The sequence below is a fragment of the Burkholderia catarinensis genome, from assembly GCF_001883705.2.
Taxonomy (GTDB): domain Bacteria; phylum Pseudomonadota; class Gammaproteobacteria; order Burkholderiales; family Burkholderiaceae; genus Burkholderia; species Burkholderia catarinensis.
Genome location: NZ_MDEQ02000020.1, coordinates 1 through 17,197 on the forward strand (window position 1 = coordinate 1; position 17,197 = coordinate 17,197).

General features: G+C 67.2%; 18 protein-coding genes and 1 pseudogene. 13 read left to right on the forward strand and 6 right to left on the reverse strand.

Annotated features, from left to right (window positions below):
• Positions 1 to 421 precede the first annotated feature (421 nt).
• The 4 genes and pseudogenes from BFF94_RS27180 to BFF94_RS37995 all read left to right on the forward strand — a co-directional run.
• Positions 422 to 548 (forward strand): annotated as a pseudogene (locus BFF94_RS27180) (IS5/IS1182 family transposase); the annotation flags it as partial.
• 600 nt (positions 549 to 1,148) lie between these two features.
• Positions 1,149 to 2,075: a ribokinase gene (rbsK, locus tag BFF94_RS27185; protein WP_128844611.1), complete on the forward strand. Its 927-nt coding sequence runs from the start codon at positions 1,149 to 1,151 to the stop codon at positions 2,073 to 2,075.
• 41 nt (positions 2,076 to 2,116) lie between these two features.
• The gene (fucP, locus tag BFF94_RS27190) at positions 2,117 to 3,490 is read left to right on the forward strand and encodes an L-fucose:H+ symporter permease (protein WP_128844609.1); all 1,374 of its coding nucleotides are present in this window, start codon (positions 2,117 to 2,119) and stop codon (positions 3,488 to 3,490) included.
• On the forward strand, positions 3,487 to 3,822 hold the full coding sequence (locus BFF94_RS37995) for a hypothetical protein (protein WP_246637413.1): 336 nt from the start codon (positions 3,487 to 3,489) through the stop codon (positions 3,820 to 3,822). The genes fucP and BFF94_RS37995 overlap by 4 nt, the downstream gene beginning before the upstream one ends.
• 22 nt (positions 3,823 to 3,844) lie before the next feature.
• Here the strand turns inward: BFF94_RS37995 and deoR are convergent, their stop codons facing one another.
• Positions 3,845 to 4,615: a DNA-binding transcriptional repressor DeoR gene (deoR, locus tag BFF94_RS27200; protein ID WP_128844605.1), complete on the reverse strand. Its 771-nt coding sequence runs from the start codon at positions 4,613 to 4,615 to the stop codon at positions 3,845 to 3,847.
• A gap of 146 nt (positions 4,616 to 4,761) precedes the next feature.
• Between deoR and deoC the strand changes: the two genes are divergently transcribed.
• The gene (gene deoC, locus BFF94_RS27205; protein ID WP_128844603.1) at positions 4,762 to 5,442 is read left to right on the forward strand and encodes a deoxyribose-phosphate aldolase; all 681 of its coding nucleotides are present in this window, start codon (positions 4,762 to 4,764) and stop codon (positions 5,440 to 5,442) included.
• 58 nt (positions 5,443 to 5,500) lie between these two features.
• Here the strand turns inward: deoC and BFF94_RS27210 are convergent, their stop codons facing one another.
• Both BFF94_RS27210 and BFF94_RS27215 read right to left on the reverse strand, forming a co-directional pair.
• Entirely contained in the window at positions 5,501 to 5,914 is a 414-nt protein-coding gene (locus BFF94_RS27210; protein ID WP_128844600.1) for a hypothetical protein, read from the reverse strand.
• Positions 5,915 to 6,132: 218 nt separating this feature from the next.
• Entirely contained in the window at positions 6,133 to 7,095 is a 963-nt protein-coding gene (locus BFF94_RS27215; protein WP_246637414.1) for a LysR family transcriptional regulator, read from the reverse strand.
• A 140-nt stretch (positions 7,096 to 7,235) separates the two neighbouring features.
• On the opposite strand from BFF94_RS27215, the gene BFF94_RS27220 reads away from it, so the two are divergent.
• The 7 genes from BFF94_RS27220 (at position 7,236) to BFF94_RS27250 (ending at position 14,711) form a co-directional block, all read left to right on the forward strand.
• Positions 7,236 to 8,447, forward strand: coding sequence for an MFS transporter (locus BFF94_RS27220; RefSeq protein ID WP_372454335.1), 1,212 nt, complete (start codon positions 7,236 to 7,238; stop codon positions 8,445 to 8,447).
• Between the two features lie 13 nt (positions 8,448 to 8,460).
• On the forward strand, positions 8,461 to 8,769 hold the full coding sequence (locus BFF94_RS27225; protein ID WP_128847572.1) for an ArsR/SmtB family transcription factor: 309 nt from the start codon (positions 8,461 to 8,463) through the stop codon (positions 8,767 to 8,769).
• Between the two features lie 262 nt (positions 8,770 to 9,031).
• Positions 9,032 to 10,609, forward strand: coding sequence for an MFS transporter (locus BFF94_RS27230; RefSeq protein ID WP_219140089.1), 1,578 nt, complete (start codon positions 9,032 to 9,034; stop codon positions 10,607 to 10,609).
• Between the two features lie 12 nt (positions 10,610 to 10,621).
• Complete coding sequence (locus BFF94_RS27235) at positions 10,622 to 11,698, forward strand: HlyD family secretion protein (RefSeq protein WP_219140072.1); 1,077 nt, start codon at positions 10,622 to 10,624, stop codon at positions 11,696 to 11,698.
• On the forward strand, positions 11,695 to 13,218 hold the full coding sequence (locus tag BFF94_RS27240) for an efflux transporter outer membrane subunit (RefSeq protein WP_219140073.1): 1,524 nt from the start codon (positions 11,695 to 11,697) through the stop codon (positions 13,216 to 13,218). The genes BFF94_RS27235 and BFF94_RS27240 overlap by 4 nt, the downstream gene beginning before the upstream one ends.
• Before the next feature lie 129 nt (positions 13,219 to 13,347).
• Positions 13,348 to 13,653, forward strand: coding sequence for a hypothetical protein (locus BFF94_RS27245; RefSeq protein WP_246637415.1), 306 nt, complete (start codon positions 13,348 to 13,350; stop codon positions 13,651 to 13,653).
• Entirely contained in the window at positions 13,650 to 14,711 is a 1,062-nt protein-coding gene (locus BFF94_RS27250; RefSeq protein WP_128848692.1) for a hypothetical protein, read from the forward strand. Before BFF94_RS27245 ends, BFF94_RS27250 begins: the two co-directional genes overlap by 4 nt.
• A gap of 9 nt (positions 14,712 to 14,720) precedes the next feature.
• On the opposite strand, the gene BFF94_RS27255 is transcribed toward BFF94_RS27250, so the two are convergent.
• The gene (locus BFF94_RS27255) at positions 14,721 to 15,206 is read right to left on the reverse strand and encodes an anthrone oxygenase family protein (protein WP_128848701.1); all 486 of its coding nucleotides are present in this window, start codon (positions 15,204 to 15,206) and stop codon (positions 14,721 to 14,723) included.
• 2 nt (positions 15,207 to 15,208) lie between these two features.
• On the reverse strand, positions 15,209 to 16,033 hold the full coding sequence (locus tag BFF94_RS27260) for an NmrA family NAD(P)-binding protein (RefSeq protein WP_219140074.1): 825 nt from the start codon (positions 16,031 to 16,033) through the stop codon (positions 15,209 to 15,211).
• 95 nt (positions 16,034 to 16,128) lie between these two features.
• On the opposite strand from BFF94_RS27260, the gene BFF94_RS27265 reads away from it, so the two are divergent.
• A complete protein-coding gene (locus BFF94_RS27265; protein ID WP_128848687.1) occupies positions 16,129 to 16,794 on the forward strand; it encodes a TetR/AcrR family transcriptional regulator in 666 nt (221 codons plus the stop codon).
• 78 nt (positions 16,795 to 16,872) lie between these two features.
• Here BFF94_RS27265 and BFF94_RS27270 read toward each other — a convergent pair whose 3' ends face one another.
• Positions 16,873 to 17,187 (reverse strand): hypothetical protein, encoded by a 315-nt coding sequence (locus BFF94_RS27270; protein WP_219140075.1) that lies wholly within the window; start codon positions 17,185 to 17,187, stop codon positions 16,873 to 16,875.
• Between the last annotated feature and the right edge of the window lie 10 nt (positions 17,188 to 17,197).

The window sequence follows — 17,197 nt, forward strand, 5'->3', positions numbered from 1 at the left end:
CATGCGACTGTAGCTCCGAGTAGGTAAGGCGCTTGTCCATAAACTGTAGCGCGGGTCGATCACCCCATTTCGCGGCCGCATCATCAAGCATTTGGTGGACCGTCATTGGCTCAATGTCGGTGTCCCACCGCACGCCGGGGGGATACGATTTGATCCAGGGCATTTCGTTCAAAGTTTACTCCTGCGGAGTTGTACGCATTGATGTAGTCGCAGCCATATGCGCAGTACACCCAGTGACCACTTGCAACGACGCCCCCGTTAGTGGAAAAGTCGCCCCGCTACGAAACGGAAGAGATTTTCCGAGCATATCGAGTGATCAGGTCTCCTTGAACTTTTTCTTTTGAATCGCATGGCATTCACATCATGAATCCCTTACTAGACGCTGCGGTCTAGGCACTTGCTGTTCATCGACGACAACGGTTACGGCGAAGGCGAGTGGAAGGTACGCAAGCATGGCTGGTCCAAACGTCGCACGTGGCGCAAGGTACATCTGGCAATGGACCGCGAACACCGGCCGGATCTGCGCCGTGCTGATGACCCATCAGGACGGGTCATGTCACGCAGTCCTGTAAGTCTGTCGTCGCCCCAAACGGGGCCCATGTTGAGCCGCCCGTGCAGTCGGCGCCACGTTCATCCGTGCTCCGCCCTTCGTCTTCTGTCACCCGCGGGGAGAGCGCCAACGTCAGGTCATTCAACCTGCTCGCATTGAGTGGATTTCCGCCCCAATTAGAAAGCATTGTGAAAGGATATCGCTTTCCTTTGCCACATCGACTTAGTGCGCGCATTAACTTAGAAATACCAATCAATATTCTCGACGGGCAACTTTTGCACGCCCCTGCCGACTCTCAAGCCCTCCAAACGCAGCATGAAATAAAGTAGATTGATATCAATCAGTTACCTCCATTTATCACATAATGAAATGCGAGGTGCGGTCTTTTTTGCACATTTCCATCCCCTTCTCGTAAGTGCGACCTTTTTTGTATGTCGACACATGAACGCGCGGCAACCACCCGGCGCGCCAATTCCACATAGTGAGCACCCTAACATTAGACGATTGCATTTTCACATTTATTGTGATTTTATTATCACTCGTTGCAGGCCGCCGCCGACCACGCGTGCGGCGCAGCCATACCAAGGAAGAGACGCAGATGGAGACAATCGCCGTCATCGGCAGCAACATGGTCGACCTCGTAACCTATGTCGCGCGCATGCCCGCCCGGGGCGAAACGCTCGAGGCGCCGAACTTCGAGCTCGGCTGCGGCGGCAAGGGCGCGAACCAGGCCGTCGCGGCCGCGCGCCTCGGCGCGCACGTCGTGATGGTCACGAAGGTCGGCGACGATGTATTCGCCGACAACACGATCCGCAACTTCGAGCGCGAAGGCATCGACACCACGCACGTGCGCAAAGTCGCCGGCGTGCCGAGCGGCGTCGCGCCGATCTTCGTCGAGCCCGATTCGAGCAACAGCATCCTGATCGTCAAGGGCGCGAACCGCCACCTGAAGCCGGCCGACATCGACGCGGCCGCGCCGAATCTCGTCGAATGCGCGCTGATCGTGCTGCAGCTCGAGATCGAACTCGACACCGTCTATCACGCGATCGAATTCGGCGCGCGACACGGCATTCCCGTGCTGCTGAATCCCGCGCCCGCGGTGGCCGACCTCGATTTCGAGCGGATCCGCTCCGTCGAATTCTTCGTGCCGAACGAAACCGAGCTCGCGATCGTGTCGGGCATGCCGGTCGATTCGCGCGAGACCGCGGCACGCGCCGCCGAGGCGCTGGTCGCGCGCGGCCTGAAGCACGTGCTCGTTACGCTCGGCAGCCAGGGCTCGTTGCTCGTGTCGCACGACGGCGTGCGGCACGTGCCGGGCGTACCGGTCGACGCACGCGACACGACGGGCGCCGGCGACGCGTATATCGGCTGCTTCGCGCGCTGCTACGCGGCGTCGCGCAACGCCGTCGACGCGATGCATTACGCGTCCGCATACGCCGCGCATTCGGTCACGGGCCTCGGCACGCAGAAGTCGTACGCCGACGCCGCGACGTTCGAACGCTTCCTCCGCGACGCCGGCTTCTGAACGGCGCCTTCATCGACGAGACAACCGGGAAGGAGACACCCATGAGCCGAGCCAGGATCGAACACACACCCGACGGCTATTATCTGAACCGCACGCCGCTTTTCGCGTTCACGCTGCTGTGCTGCCTGTTCGCGCTGTGGGGTACCGCCGCGAACCTGAACGACGTGCTGATCGCGCAGTTCAAGAAATCGTTCTTCCTGTCCGATTTCGAATCGGCGTTCGTGCAGTCCGCGTTCTATCTCGGCTACTTCTTCCTCGCGATTCCGGCCGCGACCGTCGTGAAGAAGTTCAGCTACAAGACGACGATCCTCGTCGGCCTGCTGCTCTACACGACCGGTTGCCTGCTGTTCTTCCCGGCCGCGTCGATGGCGAAATACGGGATGTTCCTCGTCGCGCTGTTCGTGATCGCCGCGGGCCTGTCGTTCCTCGAAACGGCGTCGAACTCGTATTCGACGCTGATGGGCCCGCGCGAAACCAGCACGCGGCGGCTGAACATCTCGCAGACGTTCTATCCGTTCGGCGCGATGGCCGGTGTCTACATGGGCAGCTTCCTGATCTTCAAGGAAGGCGACGCATCGCACGCGCAGCTCGCGGCGATGTCGGCGGCCGAAGCGCACGTGCACCAGCTCGCGATGATCCAGGCCACGCTCGAGCCGTATAAATGGCTGATCGTCGTGCTCGTCGCCGTGTTCATCGTGTTTGCGCTCACGCCCTACCCGGCCTGCAAGGGCAACGGGCCGGGTGCGGTCACGCACCGGATCGACGCGCGCGGCACGCTCGCGCGGCTGTTCGGCAACCGGCGCTTCGTCGCGGGCGTCGTCGCGCAGTTCCTGTACGTCGGCGCGCAGGTCGGCGTGTGGAGCTTCACGATCCGGCTCGCGATGCAGATCGGCGGCCTCACCGAGCGCGGCGCATCGCACTACCTGCTCGCGACGTTCTTCGCGTTCTTCGTCGGCAAGCTGGTCGCGACGCTCGTGATGAAGCGCATCGGCCCGGCCAAGGTGCTGATCGTCTACGGCATCCTGTGCATCGCGCTGCTCGCATACACGATCAGCGTGCACAACATCACGGCCGTCTATGCGGCGGTGGGCGTGAGCGTGTTCCTCGGCCCGTGCTGGCCGACGATCTATGGCCTCACGATCGACGGCCTCGGCAAGGACACCGAATACGGCGGCTCGATCCTCGTGATGAGCATCGTCGGCGGCGCGGTCGTGCCGCTGATCCAGGGGCTGATCTCCGACCACACCGGCGGCAACATGCAGCTCGCGTTCGTCGTGCCGCTCGCGTGCTTCGTCGTGATCGTCTATTACGGTTTCCACTGCCTGCGCCACCTGCCGGCCGCGACGCCCGACGCGGCCGCCGACGGCAACGCGCCCGCGCGCTACGCCGCGACGCGCAACACGTCGGGCGCATGACCATGCGAGGCGAGATCGAACTGCGGCGCGACGACTTCCGCGAAGCACCGTGCACGCCGTACCGCACCGACGGCCTCGCCGTCACCGCGTTCGCGTATCCGTCCGGCGTCGAGGCGCTGAAGCTCGAGAACCGCCGCGGCCACCTCGTCGTGCTGCCGTATCTCGACCAGATGATCTGGGCCGCCGCGTTCGCGCGGCCGTCGACCTGCGAGCCGGAAGCTTATAAAGCCGAACGCCGCAAGGGCCATGTCGCGGCACTCGCGCCGGGCGCGACGCGCCGCTTCGAAGTCGTCACTTGCTACCTGAGCGCGGCGGAAGCACGCAATGCGTGAAGCGATGCGCGGCCGCGTGGCGTCAGGTCACCAGCGCGATCCCGTGTTCGCGGATCGCCGTTTCGTAGCGGCGGCTCAGTTGCCCGTCGGAGATCACGTAGTTGAAGTCGGTCAGTTCGGCGAAATAGGCCGCGCGCACTTCGTCGAACTTCGTATGATCGACGAGCAGGAAGCGGTTCTGCGCGCGCGCCATCACCTTCTTCTTCGCGTCGACTTCGTGGAAGTTGAAGCACGTGACGCCGCAACGGTCGCTCACGCCGGCCGCCGAGATGAACGCCTTCGATACGCGCACCGAGTCGAGGATGCCCGTCTCGGCCACCGACTCGAACACCATGTTCTCGCGGTGATACGCGCCGCCGCACAGGATCACGTTGCAATGCGGCTTCTGCTGCAGCTTCGCGAACACGTTCAACGAATTGCAAACGGCCGTGAATTCGAGGTCGTCGGCAATGAAGTCGACGATGAACGGCGTGGTCGAGCCGCAGTCGACGAAGATCGTGTCGCCGGTCGTCACAAACTGCGCGGCAAGCTTGCCGATGCGGCGCTTCTCCTCGGTCTGCCGGTTGTTCTCGGCGCTGATCAGGTACTCGCCGATGTCGCTGCGCTGCGCGGCGAAATGGCGCGTCACGTAGCCGCCGATCAGGCTGAGGCCGTGCGGGTTGTCCGCGAGATCGCGGCGGATCGTCATCTCGGACACGCCGAACAGCTCGGCGACTTCCCTCAGATGAATCGCGTTCTGCCCTTGCAGCACGTTCATCAATGTCTTGATCCGTTCGCCCTTCTTTGTTTCCATGCCTGTATCCTGCGTGCGCGCCGCATCCGTCGCTTGTCGTGCCGGGCGCGCGGGCCCGGCCGGAATGTCGTATTTGTAACAAACCGATGTGAAAACATCAACTTTCCGTGTGCCCTGCCGGCACACGATCCGTGGAGTCCTGAAACATGCCGCTTTCCAACGCCCAGCTCGCCCAAACCATCGATCACACGCTGCTCGCGCCCGACGCGAGCGACGCGCAGATCCGCGAACTCTGCCGCCAGGCGGCGGAGCATCGCTTTTACTCGGTCTGCGTGAATTCGGCGAACGTGCCGCTCGCCGCGCGCGAACTGTCCGGCACCGGCGTGCTCGTGTGCGCGGTGGTCGGCTTTCCGCTCGGCGCGGGGCTGTCCGCCGCGAAGGCATTCGAAGCCACGGCCGCAATCGGCTCGGGCGCCGGCGAGATCGACATGGTGATCAACCTCGGCGCGCTGAAGAGCGGCCGCGCCGACGACGTGAAGGCCGACATCGAAACCGTGCACCGGGCATGCGGCGCGGTGCCGCTGAAGGTGATCCTCGAAACAGGGCTGCTGACCGACGACGAGAAGGTGCGCGTGTGCGAGATGTGCCGCGATCTCGGCGTCGCGTTCGTGAAGACGTCGACGGGGTTCGGCCACGGCGGCGCGACGCTCGCGGATGTCGCGCTGATGCGCCGCACGGTCGGCCCCGCGCTCGGCGTGAAGGCATCGGGCGGCGTGCGCGACCGCGCGGCCGCACTCGCGATGCTCGAAGCCGGCGCAACCCGGCTCGGCACGAGCTCGGGGGTGGCGATCGTCACCGATCAGGGTAGCAGCGGATCGGGGTACTGACGACCACCCGTTGCGGCGCGGCCGACGCGCAGCAGCCGGCCGCCGGATGCTTTTGCTTCTACGCCCCGATATCCGACTTGAATGCGCCGGGAACGCGCTGTCGAAAGATCTCCAGGCATCGTTTGCGATCGTCCTCGCGCATTTCCAGGAACGGCAACTTGACCTTGCGCGTCTTGATCGCGCCCGATCCGGTCTTGATCTGATACAGGACGATCAGCGAAAAGGGTCCGCGCTTGATTTCAACGACGTCCCGGTAACGCACCGAGATGCGCTGCACCTTGAAGTCGTCGTCGAAGAAGGTCGCGCGGGTCATCACGAACATGTACCCGAGCGCACCCAGCGCCCCGACGAAAGGCATGATGAACGCGCTGAAACTGAAGAACGGATCGGACTGCACGGCCCAGAGGAAGCCGCCGCCGATGGCAATCACCGCAAACAGCAGCATCGGCAACGCGAAACGGCTGCCGCGCACGACGAATTCGGGTTGAAGCGGTTGTGCCGGATGATCCATGTCGACTCCTGTCGCGAAACGGCGTTCGCCGTTGTTCCGTTGTTGTTCAATGGGCATGCGATACGCGATGCATTGCCGCCGCGGCCTCGAGCACGGCGCATGCGATTCTAGGCCCTGTTCGCGTTTTCGCGAATGGCCCGGCCGCACGTACGACGGATGCGAGCACCGGATAACAGCGCCTAGTCGGCAATCGACCTCGAACCAGCGCGGTCGGCCGGCTGGCCCGGCTCGCTCGCGCCAGGCGTCAGCCCTGCGATGCGTTCGCGCAGCCGTGGCGCGACGAAATCGAGGAACGCGCGCAGCTTCAGCGGCATCGGCGCCTGTCCCTTGTGCACCAGGCTGACCGGCAGCGGCTGCGATTCGAACGCTTCGAGCACCACGTCGAGCGCGCGATCGCGCAACGCCTGCGCGACCTGGTAAGACAACACGCGGATCAGCCCCACGCCGAGCACGGCGGCATCGATGGCCGCCTCGGCCGTATTCACGGCGAAGCGCGAATGGACGGGCACCGTCAGTTCGCCCTTCTCGCCGTCGAACACCCACGCGCGCCGCGAAGCCAGCACCTCGAACGTGATGCATTGATGCCGCGCCAGCTCGGCGGGCTCGCCGGGCGTGCCATGCGCCGCCAGGTAAGCCGGACTCGCACAGACCACGCGGCGCACGCTGCCGACACGGGTGGCCATGAAGCTGCTGTCGGGCAGCTCGCCGATCCGCAGCGCGACGTCGATCTGCTCTTCCATCAGGTGGGTGACGCGGTCCGTCAGCACCAGGCGCACGTCGATCTCGGGATAGTGGGCGAGGAACGCGGCCACCACCGGCACGATATGCAGACGCCCGAACACGATCGGCGCGGTGACGATCAGCTCGCCGCGCGGCGCCGCGTACTCGCCGGTGGCGGCGCGCTCGGTTTCCGCAATGTCGTCGAGGATGCGCCGGCACCCGGCGACATAGGATTCCCCGGCCTCGGTCAACGACAGTTGCCGCGTCGTGCGATGCAGCAGCCGCGTGTTCAGGTAGGACTCGAGATCCGCGATCTTGCGGCTCACGGTCGCCAGCGGAATGCCGAGCTGGCGCGCGGCGGCCGACATGCTGCCGGCATCGATCACCGCCACCAGCAGGGACATCGACTCGAGACGGTTCATGTTGCCTCTCGAATTTCGGAAAGATGATTCCAGATTCTGTTGGATTATCTTTCCCAGTGCAAGGCGGTACGCTCCTTTCACGCATCCCGCCGGCGGTATCCGCTGCCTGCGATGACAGACCGTCGTGAAAGGAACCTGCCATGAACGAATTGCCCCTCGCCTCCGGCATGCCGCCCATCGCGGCCGCCGCGCCGCATGCCGCCGCGTCGCGCGGCAAGATCGTCGCGATGGCCGCCATCGCCGGCGCGGTGGTGACCAACATCTACTGCACGCAACCGATCCTGCCGCTGATCGCGCAGGACCTGCATGCCGACCCGGCGACGGCCGACCTGGTGGCCGGCGCGGCCCTGCTCGGCTTCGCGACCGGGCTGGCGCTGCTGCTGCCGCTCGGCGACCGCTACGACCGGCGCAAGCTGGTGCTCGGCCAGATCGCGCTGGCCTTCGCGTTCGCGGTGGCGTCCGCGCTCGCGACGGGTGTCTGGGCGCTGGTCGGCGCCGCGTTCGCGCTCGGCGTGGTCAGTTGCGTCCCGCAGCAACTGGTGCCGTTCGCGGCCGTGATGTCGGCGCCCAACGAACGCGGACGCAATGTCGGCACGGTCGTCACCGGCATCATGGTCGGCATCCTGCTCGGCCGCGCGGTCAGCGGCCTGATTGCCGCGCGCTATGGCTGGCGCGCGGTGTATGGCGTCGAGGCCGCCGCGATGGTGCCGGTGGGAATCGCCGCCGCGTGGCTGCTGCCGCGCGGCGTGCCGAGCACCATGCTGCCCTATGGCCGGTTGCTCGCGTCGCTCTGGACGCTGGCGCGCGCGCATCGCCCGATCCGCGAATCGATGATCGTGCAGGCGCTGCTGTGGGCCGCGTTCAATGCGTTCTGGGTCAATCTCGCGGCGCTGCTCGCCGAGGGGCCCTGGCACCTTGGCAGCGCGTGGGCCGGCGGCTTCGGCCTCATCGGCGCGGCGGGCGCGCTGGCCGCCACGATCGGCGGCCGGGCGTCGGACCGGATCGGCACGCGGCGCGTGATCGGCCTGGGCATCGCGATCGTGACGGTCTCCTACCTGATCCTGGCCGGCGCCGGCAGCTCGCTCGCGCTGCTCCTGATCGGCGTGGTGGTGCTCGACATCGGCGTGCAGGCCGGCCTGGTCGCGAACCAGACGCGTGCGTTCGCCGCCGATCCGAAGGCGCAGGGCCGCATCAACAGCCTCTACATGACCGCGACCTTCGTCGGCGGCGCGCTCGGCGCGACCGTCAGCGGCGCGCTGATGGCCCGCTTCGGCTGGCATGGCGTGGTCGCGTTCGGCATCGCGGCCGGGCTCGCCGCCGCGCTCGTGCATCGCTGCATGGGGCGGCGCTGATCCGGCGTTCGCGATGCTCGATCTCAACCTCGCCCACAAGGCGCTGGCGCATCCGTTTCGGCGGGACGTGCTGCGCTGGCTGAAGTCACCGAACTCGCCGGACACGTTCCCGGGCGCAGCGCGGCTCCACTCGTGCCACGGCTCGCCGCTCTCGTCGATCGTGGCGCGCAGCGGGTTGTCGCAATCGACCGTGTCGGCCCACGTCGCGCTGCTGCGCGACGCGGGCCTGATTGTCGCGACGCCCGTCGGCCAGTGGATCTTCGTCGCCCGCGACGACACGGCCATCGCCGCGTTCGTCGCGCAGGTCGTCAGCGATCTCTGACCCGGCCGCACGAGGCCGCCTGGTTCGCCACGAACGCCCGTGTTCCGCCGCCCGCTTTCCCCTTGCGAAACATGCACGCCGCGCGCGAATCCGCCGGCGTTTTTTTGCGCCGACTTCCTCCCGATTTTCGAGAGGATGATTCCCGATCAAGACCAATTATCGGCAAATCCTGAAGAATGTATCGTGCTTTCACGGTAGCGGTTTCGTGACCGCCGCCCGCCCATTCCCAGGCAATCCGAACCTATTCGAAGCGCTCGACACCATGAACACCGTTTTCTTGCCGGCAACCGCAACGACGCCCCAGCAGGCCAGCGCCGCCCCGTCGCCCGTCCTGACGCCGCGCCTCGTGACCGGCCTCGTCGGCATGCTGTTCGCGTCCCTGCTGGCCATCCTCAACGAACACGTTACCGCCGCCGCGATGGCCGACATCCGCGGCGCCTTCTCGGTCGGCCATGACGACGGCAGTTGGCTCACCGCGTTGTTCGAGGCGACCAACGTGGCGACCATGGTGTTCGCGCCGTGGTTCGGCGTCACCTTCACGCTGAAGCGCTTCACGATCGGCGCGGTGGTGGCGACCCTGCTGCTGGGCGTGCTGTGCCCGTTCGCGCCGGACCTCGGCGCGCTGACCCTGCTGCGCGTCCTGCAGGGCGTCGCGGGCGGCTGCCTGCCGCCGATGCTGATCATCGTGGCCCTGCGCTACCTGCCGCCGAAGGCGAAACTGTACGGGCTCGCCGGCTACGCGATGACGGCCACCTTCGGGCCCGCGCTCGGCACGCCACTCGCCGCGCTGTGGACCGAATTCGCCGACTGGCGCCTGGCGTTCTGGCAGATCGTGCCGCTTGGCGTCGCCTGCTGCGCGGCAATCGGCTACGGCCTGCCCGCCGATACGCCGAAACCCGAACGGCTGCGCGCCTTCAACTGGACCGGGTTTCTGACCGGGTTCCCCGCCGCGGCAATGCTCGTCGTTGCGTTGCTGCAGGGCGATCGCCTCGACTGGTTCGAGTCGACGGCAATCCGCGCACTGGCGGCCGGCGGCCTGACCCTGCTCGCTGCCTTCCTCGTCAACGAATGGTTTCATCCGCTGCCGTTCTTCCGGCTGCAACTGCTGGCGCGCCGCAACTTCACGCACGGACTGCTCACGCTGGCCGGCGCGGTGATGCTGCTGACCGCGGTGGCCGCGATTCCGGGCCACTACCTCGCCGGCGTGCACGGCTATCGGCCGCTGCAGGCCGCACCGCTGTCGCTGCTGGTGGCCCTGCCGCTGCTGCTGAGCCTGCCGCTGACGGCGGCGCTGCTGAACCTGCGGCGCGTCGATTCGCGCTGGGTGCTGGCCACCGGCTGCCTGCTGATGGCGCTCACCTGCGTGGCGGGCAGCCGGATCACCGCCGATTGGATCCGCGACGACTTCTACTGGCTCCAGGCGCTGCAGATCGTCGCGCAACCGATGCTGATCGTGCCGATCCTGATGGGCGTCACCACCGGCCTGCCGCCCGCCGAAGGGCCGTTCGCGTCGGCGATGTTCAACTCGCTGAAGACCTTTTCCGCGGCGCTGGCCACCGGCCTGCTCGACATGCTGGGCACCGCCCGCGAGCACCTGCATTCGAACCGGCTGGTGGACCAGCTCGGCAACCGGGCGCAACTGGTCGCGGGCGACGGGCTCGATACGGCATCCGGCCTCGCCCCGCTCGCACACCGGCTGCACGAGCAGGCGCTGGTGCTGGCCTCGGCCGACCTGTACCGGCTGGCGGCCTGCATCGCCGTCGCCCTGCTGCTGCTCGTGCCGCTGCTGCCGGTGCGTATCGCACCGCCGTGGGCTCCTCAACCTCCTTCCTCGCACTGAGAGACGATAGCCATGTCATCCGCCATCCCAACCAAGCACAAGGCGCTTGCCGCCGCCGCGCTCGCGATCGCGCTCTGCGTCGCGGCTTGCGCCGGTACGCACCGCTTCATCGATTCGCATACCGAAACGACCAACGATGCCTATGTTGCCGCCGACTTCACGCTGGTCGCGCCACGCGTCGCCGGCCCGCTCGTCGAGGTGCTGGTCGACGACAACCAGCGCGTGCATGCCGGCCAGTTGCTGCTGCGCATCGACGACCGCGACTTCCGTGCCGCGCTGACGAGTGCGCAGGCTGACGTGGCAGCCGCGCGCGCCGCGGTGGCCAACGACGAGGCCGAGATCGCACGCCAGCCCGCACTGGTCGACCAGGCGCGCGCCGCGCTGCGCGCCGACGACGCGGCCCTGCAATTCGCGCAGGCCAACGACGCGCGTTACCGCGACCTGGCCGATAGCGGCGCAGGCACCGCCCAGGAGCAGCAGCGCGCGGCCAGCACGCTGGCCGGGCAGCTTGCCAAGCGCGCCGGCGACGCGGCCGCGCTGGCCTCGATCAGCCAGAACCTCGCCGTGCTGGGCACCCAGCGCGACAAGGCGAACGGCGCGCTGGCCCGCGCCGAGGCCACCCTCGAGCAGGCGAAGCTGAACCTGTCCTATACGGAAGTGCGCGCGCCCGTCGACGGCAAGGTGGGCCGGCGCACCGCGCGCGTCGGCGCCTTCGTCACGCCCGGCGCGCCCCTGCTCGCCATCGTGCCGCTCGCCGATGCCTACGTGATCGCAAATTTCCAGGAGAACCAAATCGGCGCGATGCATCCGGGCGATCGCGTGCGCATCCGGATCGACAGCCAGCCTGGCGTCAGCATCGCGGGTCATGTCGACAGCCTCGCACCGGCCACGGGGGTGAGCTTCGCGCCGATCGCGCCCGACAATGCCACCGGCAATTTCACCAAGGTCGTGCAGCGCGTGCCGGTCAAGATCGCCATCGACGCGCCCCGCGGGCAGACCGACGCGCTGAGCGTGGGGCTTTCCGTCGAGGCCAGCGTCGATACGCGCGCGCATCGCGAGACCACCGGCAACAAGGGGGCTCAGCGATGAACCCGATCCGTTTCCTGCGCGCGTCGCTGCTGACGCTGCTCGCCTGCGCCACGATGACGGCCTGCACCATGGGCCCGAACTTCGAGGCGCCGGCCAGCACGGTGCCGCCCGTGTTCGTACGCACGCAGACACGGCAGGCCGCGAGCCAGCCCGTCGAGGCCGCCTTCAAGGCCGACTGGTGGACCCTGTTCGACGACCCCGTGCTGGATACGCTCGAACAGCGCCTGGCCGATGCCAACCTGGACGTGGCGGCCGCCTCGGCGCGGCTGCGGCAAAGCCGGGCCGCGCGGCGCGTAGCCCGCGCCGCCGAGATGCCGACGCTCGCCGCCGCCGGCTCGTACGAACGCGAGCGCGGCAGCGAGAACGGCATCCTCTCGCTGCTGGGCGTGCCGCCGAGCGCGGCCCCAACGCAATCGGCGTCGGGCGATGCGCCATTCGGCGTGGCCGCCGCGCCCGGCTCGTCGGGCTCGCCCGCCTACAACCTCTACCAGGCCGGCTTCGATGCTTCGTGGGAACTCGATCTGTGGGGCCGCGTGCGGCGTGGGGTCGAGGCGGCCGATGCGCTGACCCAGGCCTCGTACGAAGCACGCAATGCGGTCTTGCTATCGGCCCGCGCCGAACTCGCACGCGACTACCTCGAACTGCGCGACGCGCAGGCCCAGTTGCAGATCGCCCGGCAAAACCTCGCGATCGCGCGCGACATGGAGAAACTCGCACAAATCCGCCGCAAGGACGGCGTGACGACCGACCTCGATGTCGCCAATGCCGCCGCGCAGGTGGCGTCGATCGAAAGCAGGCTGCCGATGCTGGAATCGCGCCGCGAGACGCGCATCAATGCGATCGGCGTGCTGCTCGCGCAACCGCCCGGCGCGCTGAGCCCGATGCTCGAGGCGCCGCATGCGGTGCCTGGGCTGCCGGCAAGCGTGCCGATCGGCTTTCCGTCCGAACTCGCGCAACGCCGGCCCGACATCCGCCAGGCCGAGGCGCAGCTGCATGCGACAACCGCCGCCATCGGCGTGGCGCAGGCCGACTTCTATCCCCGCATCACGCTGAACGGCAGCGCCGGTTTTCAGAGCCTCCAGCTCGCGAATCTCGCGAGCTGGGCGTCGGGCCAGTTCGTGGTCGGGCCGTCGATCTCGCTGCCGATCTTCGAGGGTGGGCGCCTGACGGGCATGCTGAACCTGCGCCGGGCCCAGCAGCAGGAAGCCGCGATCGTCTATCAGCGCACCGTGCTCGAAGCCTGGCGCGAGGTAGACGATGCGCTGTTGGTCTATCACGCCGAACAGCAGCGTCACGATCGACTCGTCGCGATCGTGACGCTGAGCCAGCGCGCACTGGCAATTGCGCAGCAACAGTACCGGGCCGGCGCGGCCGATTATCTCGACGTGCTCAACGCGCAGCGGCAGTTGTTCGATGCGCAAGGCCGGCAGGAAACCAGCGAGGCCGAGGCGGCCATGCATCTCGTCACGCTGTGCAAGGCACTCGGCGGCGGCTGGGAGACGCGCTTCGGCAAGTCCTGAACGCAGATCGCTTCGGCACGACGAAGTTGCCAGTCCGCGGCGCGATCGCGCAAAAGAGGAACGGAAACGGGAAACTGACTGACCACGGCGCGACGTCGCCTCTTCCGCCAGCACCGCGACACCGGCACAATGCCGCTCATGCGCCCTGACAACACCTTCGTCTACCCGTCGGCCGGCCTCATCGGCCGGCGCGCCAACCGGCTCGTCGCGAGCCACCCGTTGCTACGCGCCCGCCGAGCGCTGCCGTCGCGTCTGCCGTTCCTGCAACTCGCGAGCGACGTCGAGAACGTCGTGTATTGCACATGGGCCGTCGATGTCTCGGCCGTCGCGCACCGGGTGCCGCGCGGCACCACGCTCGCAAGCTGCGACGGCCGCACGCTGACCCGATCAGCCAACGCCGCTTGTCCGCATCGGCGCACGAATCGCATCCCGTGAATACGCTCACGTGGGAACACGCGCCGATCGTCGACGCTTGCCCCGTTCAAGCGGACTACGGCCATCTGCTTGTATTGACGGCGGACGGCGCGCTGCACGGCGTCGATCTCGATACCGGGCATCGCATGGTGCGCTGTTCCGTGCCGTTGCCGCCGCTCCCGCCAGCCGCGGAAAACACCGCGTTCGGCACGGCGGCCTATCACCTGCACGGTTCGCCTGACGGCAAATACGCGGCGATCGTGATCGACTACGGGCGGCACGGCATCGTCGTCGACGTCGCGTCCGGTACGCCGACGATGCACCTCGACGGCGGCGACTACTACGAACATACCGTCCCGTTCAGTGCATGCTTTCTTCGCCATCGCGATCGCACGATCTTCGTGCACCGCACCGCATGGAACCGGCTCGACGCGTCCGATCCGGCCACTGGCGCATCGCTGACCGTGCGCGAGATTGCGCCGTACGCCAGCAACGACCGGCCAGCGCACTACCTCGACTACTTTCACGGCCGGCTCGTGCCGAGCCCCGATGGAAGCCGGCTGTTCGACGACGGATGGGTCTGGCAACCTCTTTCGATCCCGCGTGCCTGGTCGATGGCCGCGTGGCTCGACGCCAATCCGTTCGAAAGCGAAGACGGCCCGTCGGCCGTCGGGCTGACCCAGCGCGACGACTGGGATACGCCCGCCTGCTGGGTCGACAACCGGCACATTGCGTACTGGGGGCTCGCCGACTGGGACGAGGATGAATTCGCCGAAACCGGGCAAGGCCCCGGGGTACGCATTCTGGATACGACCTCAACCCCGCAATCCCAGGACCAGCGCATCCCAATGACGAGCGAACCCGATCGGGTCGGCAACCTGTTCAGCGACGGCGCATCGCTGTATGTCGCGACGCCAGCCGGCACGACGATCTGGGACGTGGCGTCGGGCGCGCCACTCGGGCAACTTCCGGGCTTCGTCGCGCGACGGCACGATCCGATACGCGGTTCGCTGCTTGCATTCGATGCCGACACGATCGCCGAATACCGGTTGCCCGAGCGGGCCGCACGCGCGTCATGACATGCGCTGCTACCGCATCGCAATCCCCGCGATAAAAAACGCACACGCCGCCGCCGACGCCACCGTGCGCACATGATTCCACATCGTCCAGTCGTGCACGTAGCGCGTCCACAGCGCCGCGCCGTGCGCGGTCGCCGGATCGGCCGCGGCAAGCGCATCGTTGAGCGGCACGTTGACGGCCATCGTCACCGCGAACATGCCGAACACGTAAAGCACGCCGCCCGCGACCGCCGCCATCGCGCCCGGCTGGTCGCGCTCGAACAGCGCTATCACGACCAGCGCGAACGCCATCAGCGTCGTGCCGAGAAAGAGCGGCATGAACGGCGAACGCACGATGTCGACGTTGATCGCGTTCATCGCGGCCACGCCGGCATGCGGCGCAATCCGCGCGAGCGACGTCATCACGAACGTCGAGAACGCGAAGTACACGCCGGCCATCAGCCCGCAGCCGATGGCCGAACCCCACAGCAACGCGGAAGTCGCGAGCGCGATCATGGTCATGCGCTCCACACGCCGGTCGCGGCCGTCGCGCGCGCATAGTCGGCGAAATCGCGCGCCGGCCGCCCGAGCGTGACCTCGATGCCGTGCGTCACCGCGCTGTTGCGCCCGTCGAGCACCACGCCGAACAGGTCGTCGAGCAGCGCGACAACCGGCTCCGGCACGCCGGCCTCGCGCAGCCCCGCGACGAACGCGTCGGGCGGAATCTCGCGATAAGCGACCGGCCGGCCGGCGGCCCGCGCGATTTCGCCGACGGCTTCGGCGAACGTCAGCGCGCGCGGGCCCGTGACCTCGATCACGCGGTTCGCGAAGCGCGCATCGGTGAGCGCGGCCACGGCCACGTCCGCGATGTCGTCCGCATCGACGAACGGCTCGCGCACCGCGCCGGCCGGCAGCGCGACTTCGCCGGCCAGCACGCCGTCGATCAGGTAGCCCTCGGAGAAGTTCTGGTTGAACCAGCTTGCACGCACGACACCCCAGCCGACGCCCGACGCCTGCAGCGCGGCCTCGGCCGCCTGCGCGCGGGGCTCGCCGCGCCCGGACAGCAGCACCACGCGCTCGACGCCGCTTTCCCGCGCGAGCCGCGCGAATGCGGCGATCGCTTCCACCGCGCCGTCGACGGCCAGATCGGGCTGGTAGGTCACGTATGCGGCCGACACGCCGTCGAGCGCGGCGGCCCAGGTCGCGGGCGCCGTCCAGTCGAAGCGGACGGCCGATGTGCGCGACACGGGGCGGGTCGCGATGCCGCGTGCGCGCAGCCGTGCATCGACGCGGACGCCCGTCTTGCCCGAGCCGCCGACGATGAGGATGGGAAGTGCCGACATGTGCGTCTCCTTTGGCTAAAATACGAGAATTCCTCGTGTTTCAAAAAACACGATAGACTCTCGCATTAGCAACGTCAAGTTTTTCCGGAGGCGGCATGGGCCGACAAAAATCGGGGCAGGACGACGAGCGCGAAGCGGCGGCAACGGACGCGCCGGCGCGCGCGCGGCTGGTGCCGACGCAGCAGCGCAGCCGCGAGCGGTTCGAGCGCATCCTCGCGTGCGCGTCGGAAGTGATGATCGAGAAAGGCTGCGACGCGTTCCGGATGAGCGACATCGTCGAACGCACGGGCATCTCGTTCGGTTCGCTGTACCAGTACTTTCCGGACAAGGCGGCCGTGATCGGCACGCTCGCGGAGCGCTACAACGAGGCCGGGCACGACTGCGTGCGGCGCGATCTCGCCGCGATGAAGACGCTCGACGACCTGCACGGCACGCTGGCCCGCATCACGGACAGCTACTACCGGATGTTCGTCGACGAGCCGCTGATGCGCGACATCTGGCGCGCGACGCAGGCCGACCGCGCGCTGCAGGAACTCGACCGCGCGGACGGGGAGTTTCTGGCGGGGTTGTTCGCGGATGCGTTGGGAGAGGTGGCGCCCGGCACGACGCGCGCGCAACGGAGCGCGTTCGCCGGGCTGATGATGATCCAGATCGCGGCGGCCGTGCGCCACGCGATCACGCTGCCGCCGAAGGCGGCGCGGCAGATCCTCGCGATGTTCAAGCGGACGTTGCCGCGGGATCTGGCGGTGCTGGATGTGTAACGATCACCCTCTCGAGCGGGATCGTGTCCATGCACCGCTTCCGGAAACGAAACGCGGCAGCACGGTCATTTCGCTCGATCAATTCAAACTGAGCAGGATGAATCCGAGCGAACCTACGCGATAGACGATGACGGCACGCGCGACGATCGTCCAGATGCGATTTTCGACGTTCGGCGCGCACATCCATGCGCAGCGGATCCATGCACAGAACGGGACGACATACATGACGAATGCCGCGAAACGCAGCGGCGCCGGAAAAGTCGGCCCGATAATCAGCGTGAGCAACGGGATGAACAGCAGACTGAGCGGTACGCCGATCAGCCACCAGACTTTCCATAAGCGTTCTTCCCCGTTCCACGCGTTCTTGAAGGTATTTTTCATGTTCGTGGTCATTGAACCGTGA

Coding starts and splice junctions, on each gene's coding strand:
- BFF94_RS27220 (WP_372454335.1), top strand. CDS start 7,236: ATGAACGAATTGCCCCTCGCCTCCGGCATGCCGCCCATCGCGGCCGCC.
- BFF94_RS27215 (WP_246637414.1), bottom strand. CDS start 7,095: ATGAACCGTCTCGAGTCGATGTCCCTGCTGGTGGCGGTGATCGATGCC.
- BFF94_RS27260 (WP_219140074.1), bottom strand. CDS start 16,033: ATGTCGGCACTTCCCATCCTCATCGTCGGCGGCTCGGGCAAGACGGGC.
- BFF94_RS37995 (WP_246637413.1), top strand. CDS start 3,487: ATGACCATGCGAGGCGAGATCGAACTGCGGCGCGACGACTTCCGCGAA.
- BFF94_RS27265 (WP_128848687.1), top strand. CDS start 16,129: ATGGGCCGACAAAAATCGGGGCAGGACGACGAGCGCGAAGCGGCGGCA.
- BFF94_RS27225 (WP_128847572.1), top strand. CDS start 8,461: ATGCTCGATCTCAACCTCGCCCACAAGGCGCTGGCGCATCCGTTTCGG.
- BFF94_RS27230 (WP_219140089.1), top strand. CDS start 9,032: ATGAACACCGTTTTCTTGCCGGCAACCGCAACGACGCCCCAGCAGGCC.
- BFF94_RS27245 (WP_246637415.1), top strand. CDS start 13,348: ATGCCGCTCATGCGCCCTGACAACACCTTCGTCTACCCGTCGGCCGGC.
- BFF94_RS27235 (WP_219140072.1), top strand. CDS start 10,622: ATGTCATCCGCCATCCCAACCAAGCACAAGGCGCTTGCCGCCGCCGCG.
- BFF94_RS27240 (WP_219140073.1), top strand. CDS start 11,695: ATGAACCCGATCCGTTTCCTGCGCGCGTCGCTGCTGACGCTGCTCGCC.
- deoC (WP_128844603.1), top strand. CDS start 4,762: ATGCCGCTTTCCAACGCCCAGCTCGCCCAAACCATCGATCACACGCTG.
- BFF94_RS27255 (WP_128848701.1), bottom strand. CDS start 15,206: ATGATCGCGCTCGCGACTTCCGCGTTGCTGTGGGGTTCGGCCATCGGC.
- BFF94_RS27270 (WP_219140075.1), bottom strand. CDS start 17,187: ATGACCACGAACATGAAAAATACCTTCAAGAACGCGTGGAACGGGGAA.
- rbsK (WP_128844611.1), top strand. CDS start 1,149: ATGGAGACAATCGCCGTCATCGGCAGCAACATGGTCGACCTCGTAACC.
- fucP (WP_128844609.1), top strand. CDS start 2,117: ATGAGCCGAGCCAGGATCGAACACACACCCGACGGCTATTATCTGAAC.
- deoR (WP_128844605.1), bottom strand. CDS start 4,615: ATGGAAACAAAGAAGGGCGAACGGATCAAGACATTGATGAACGTGCTG.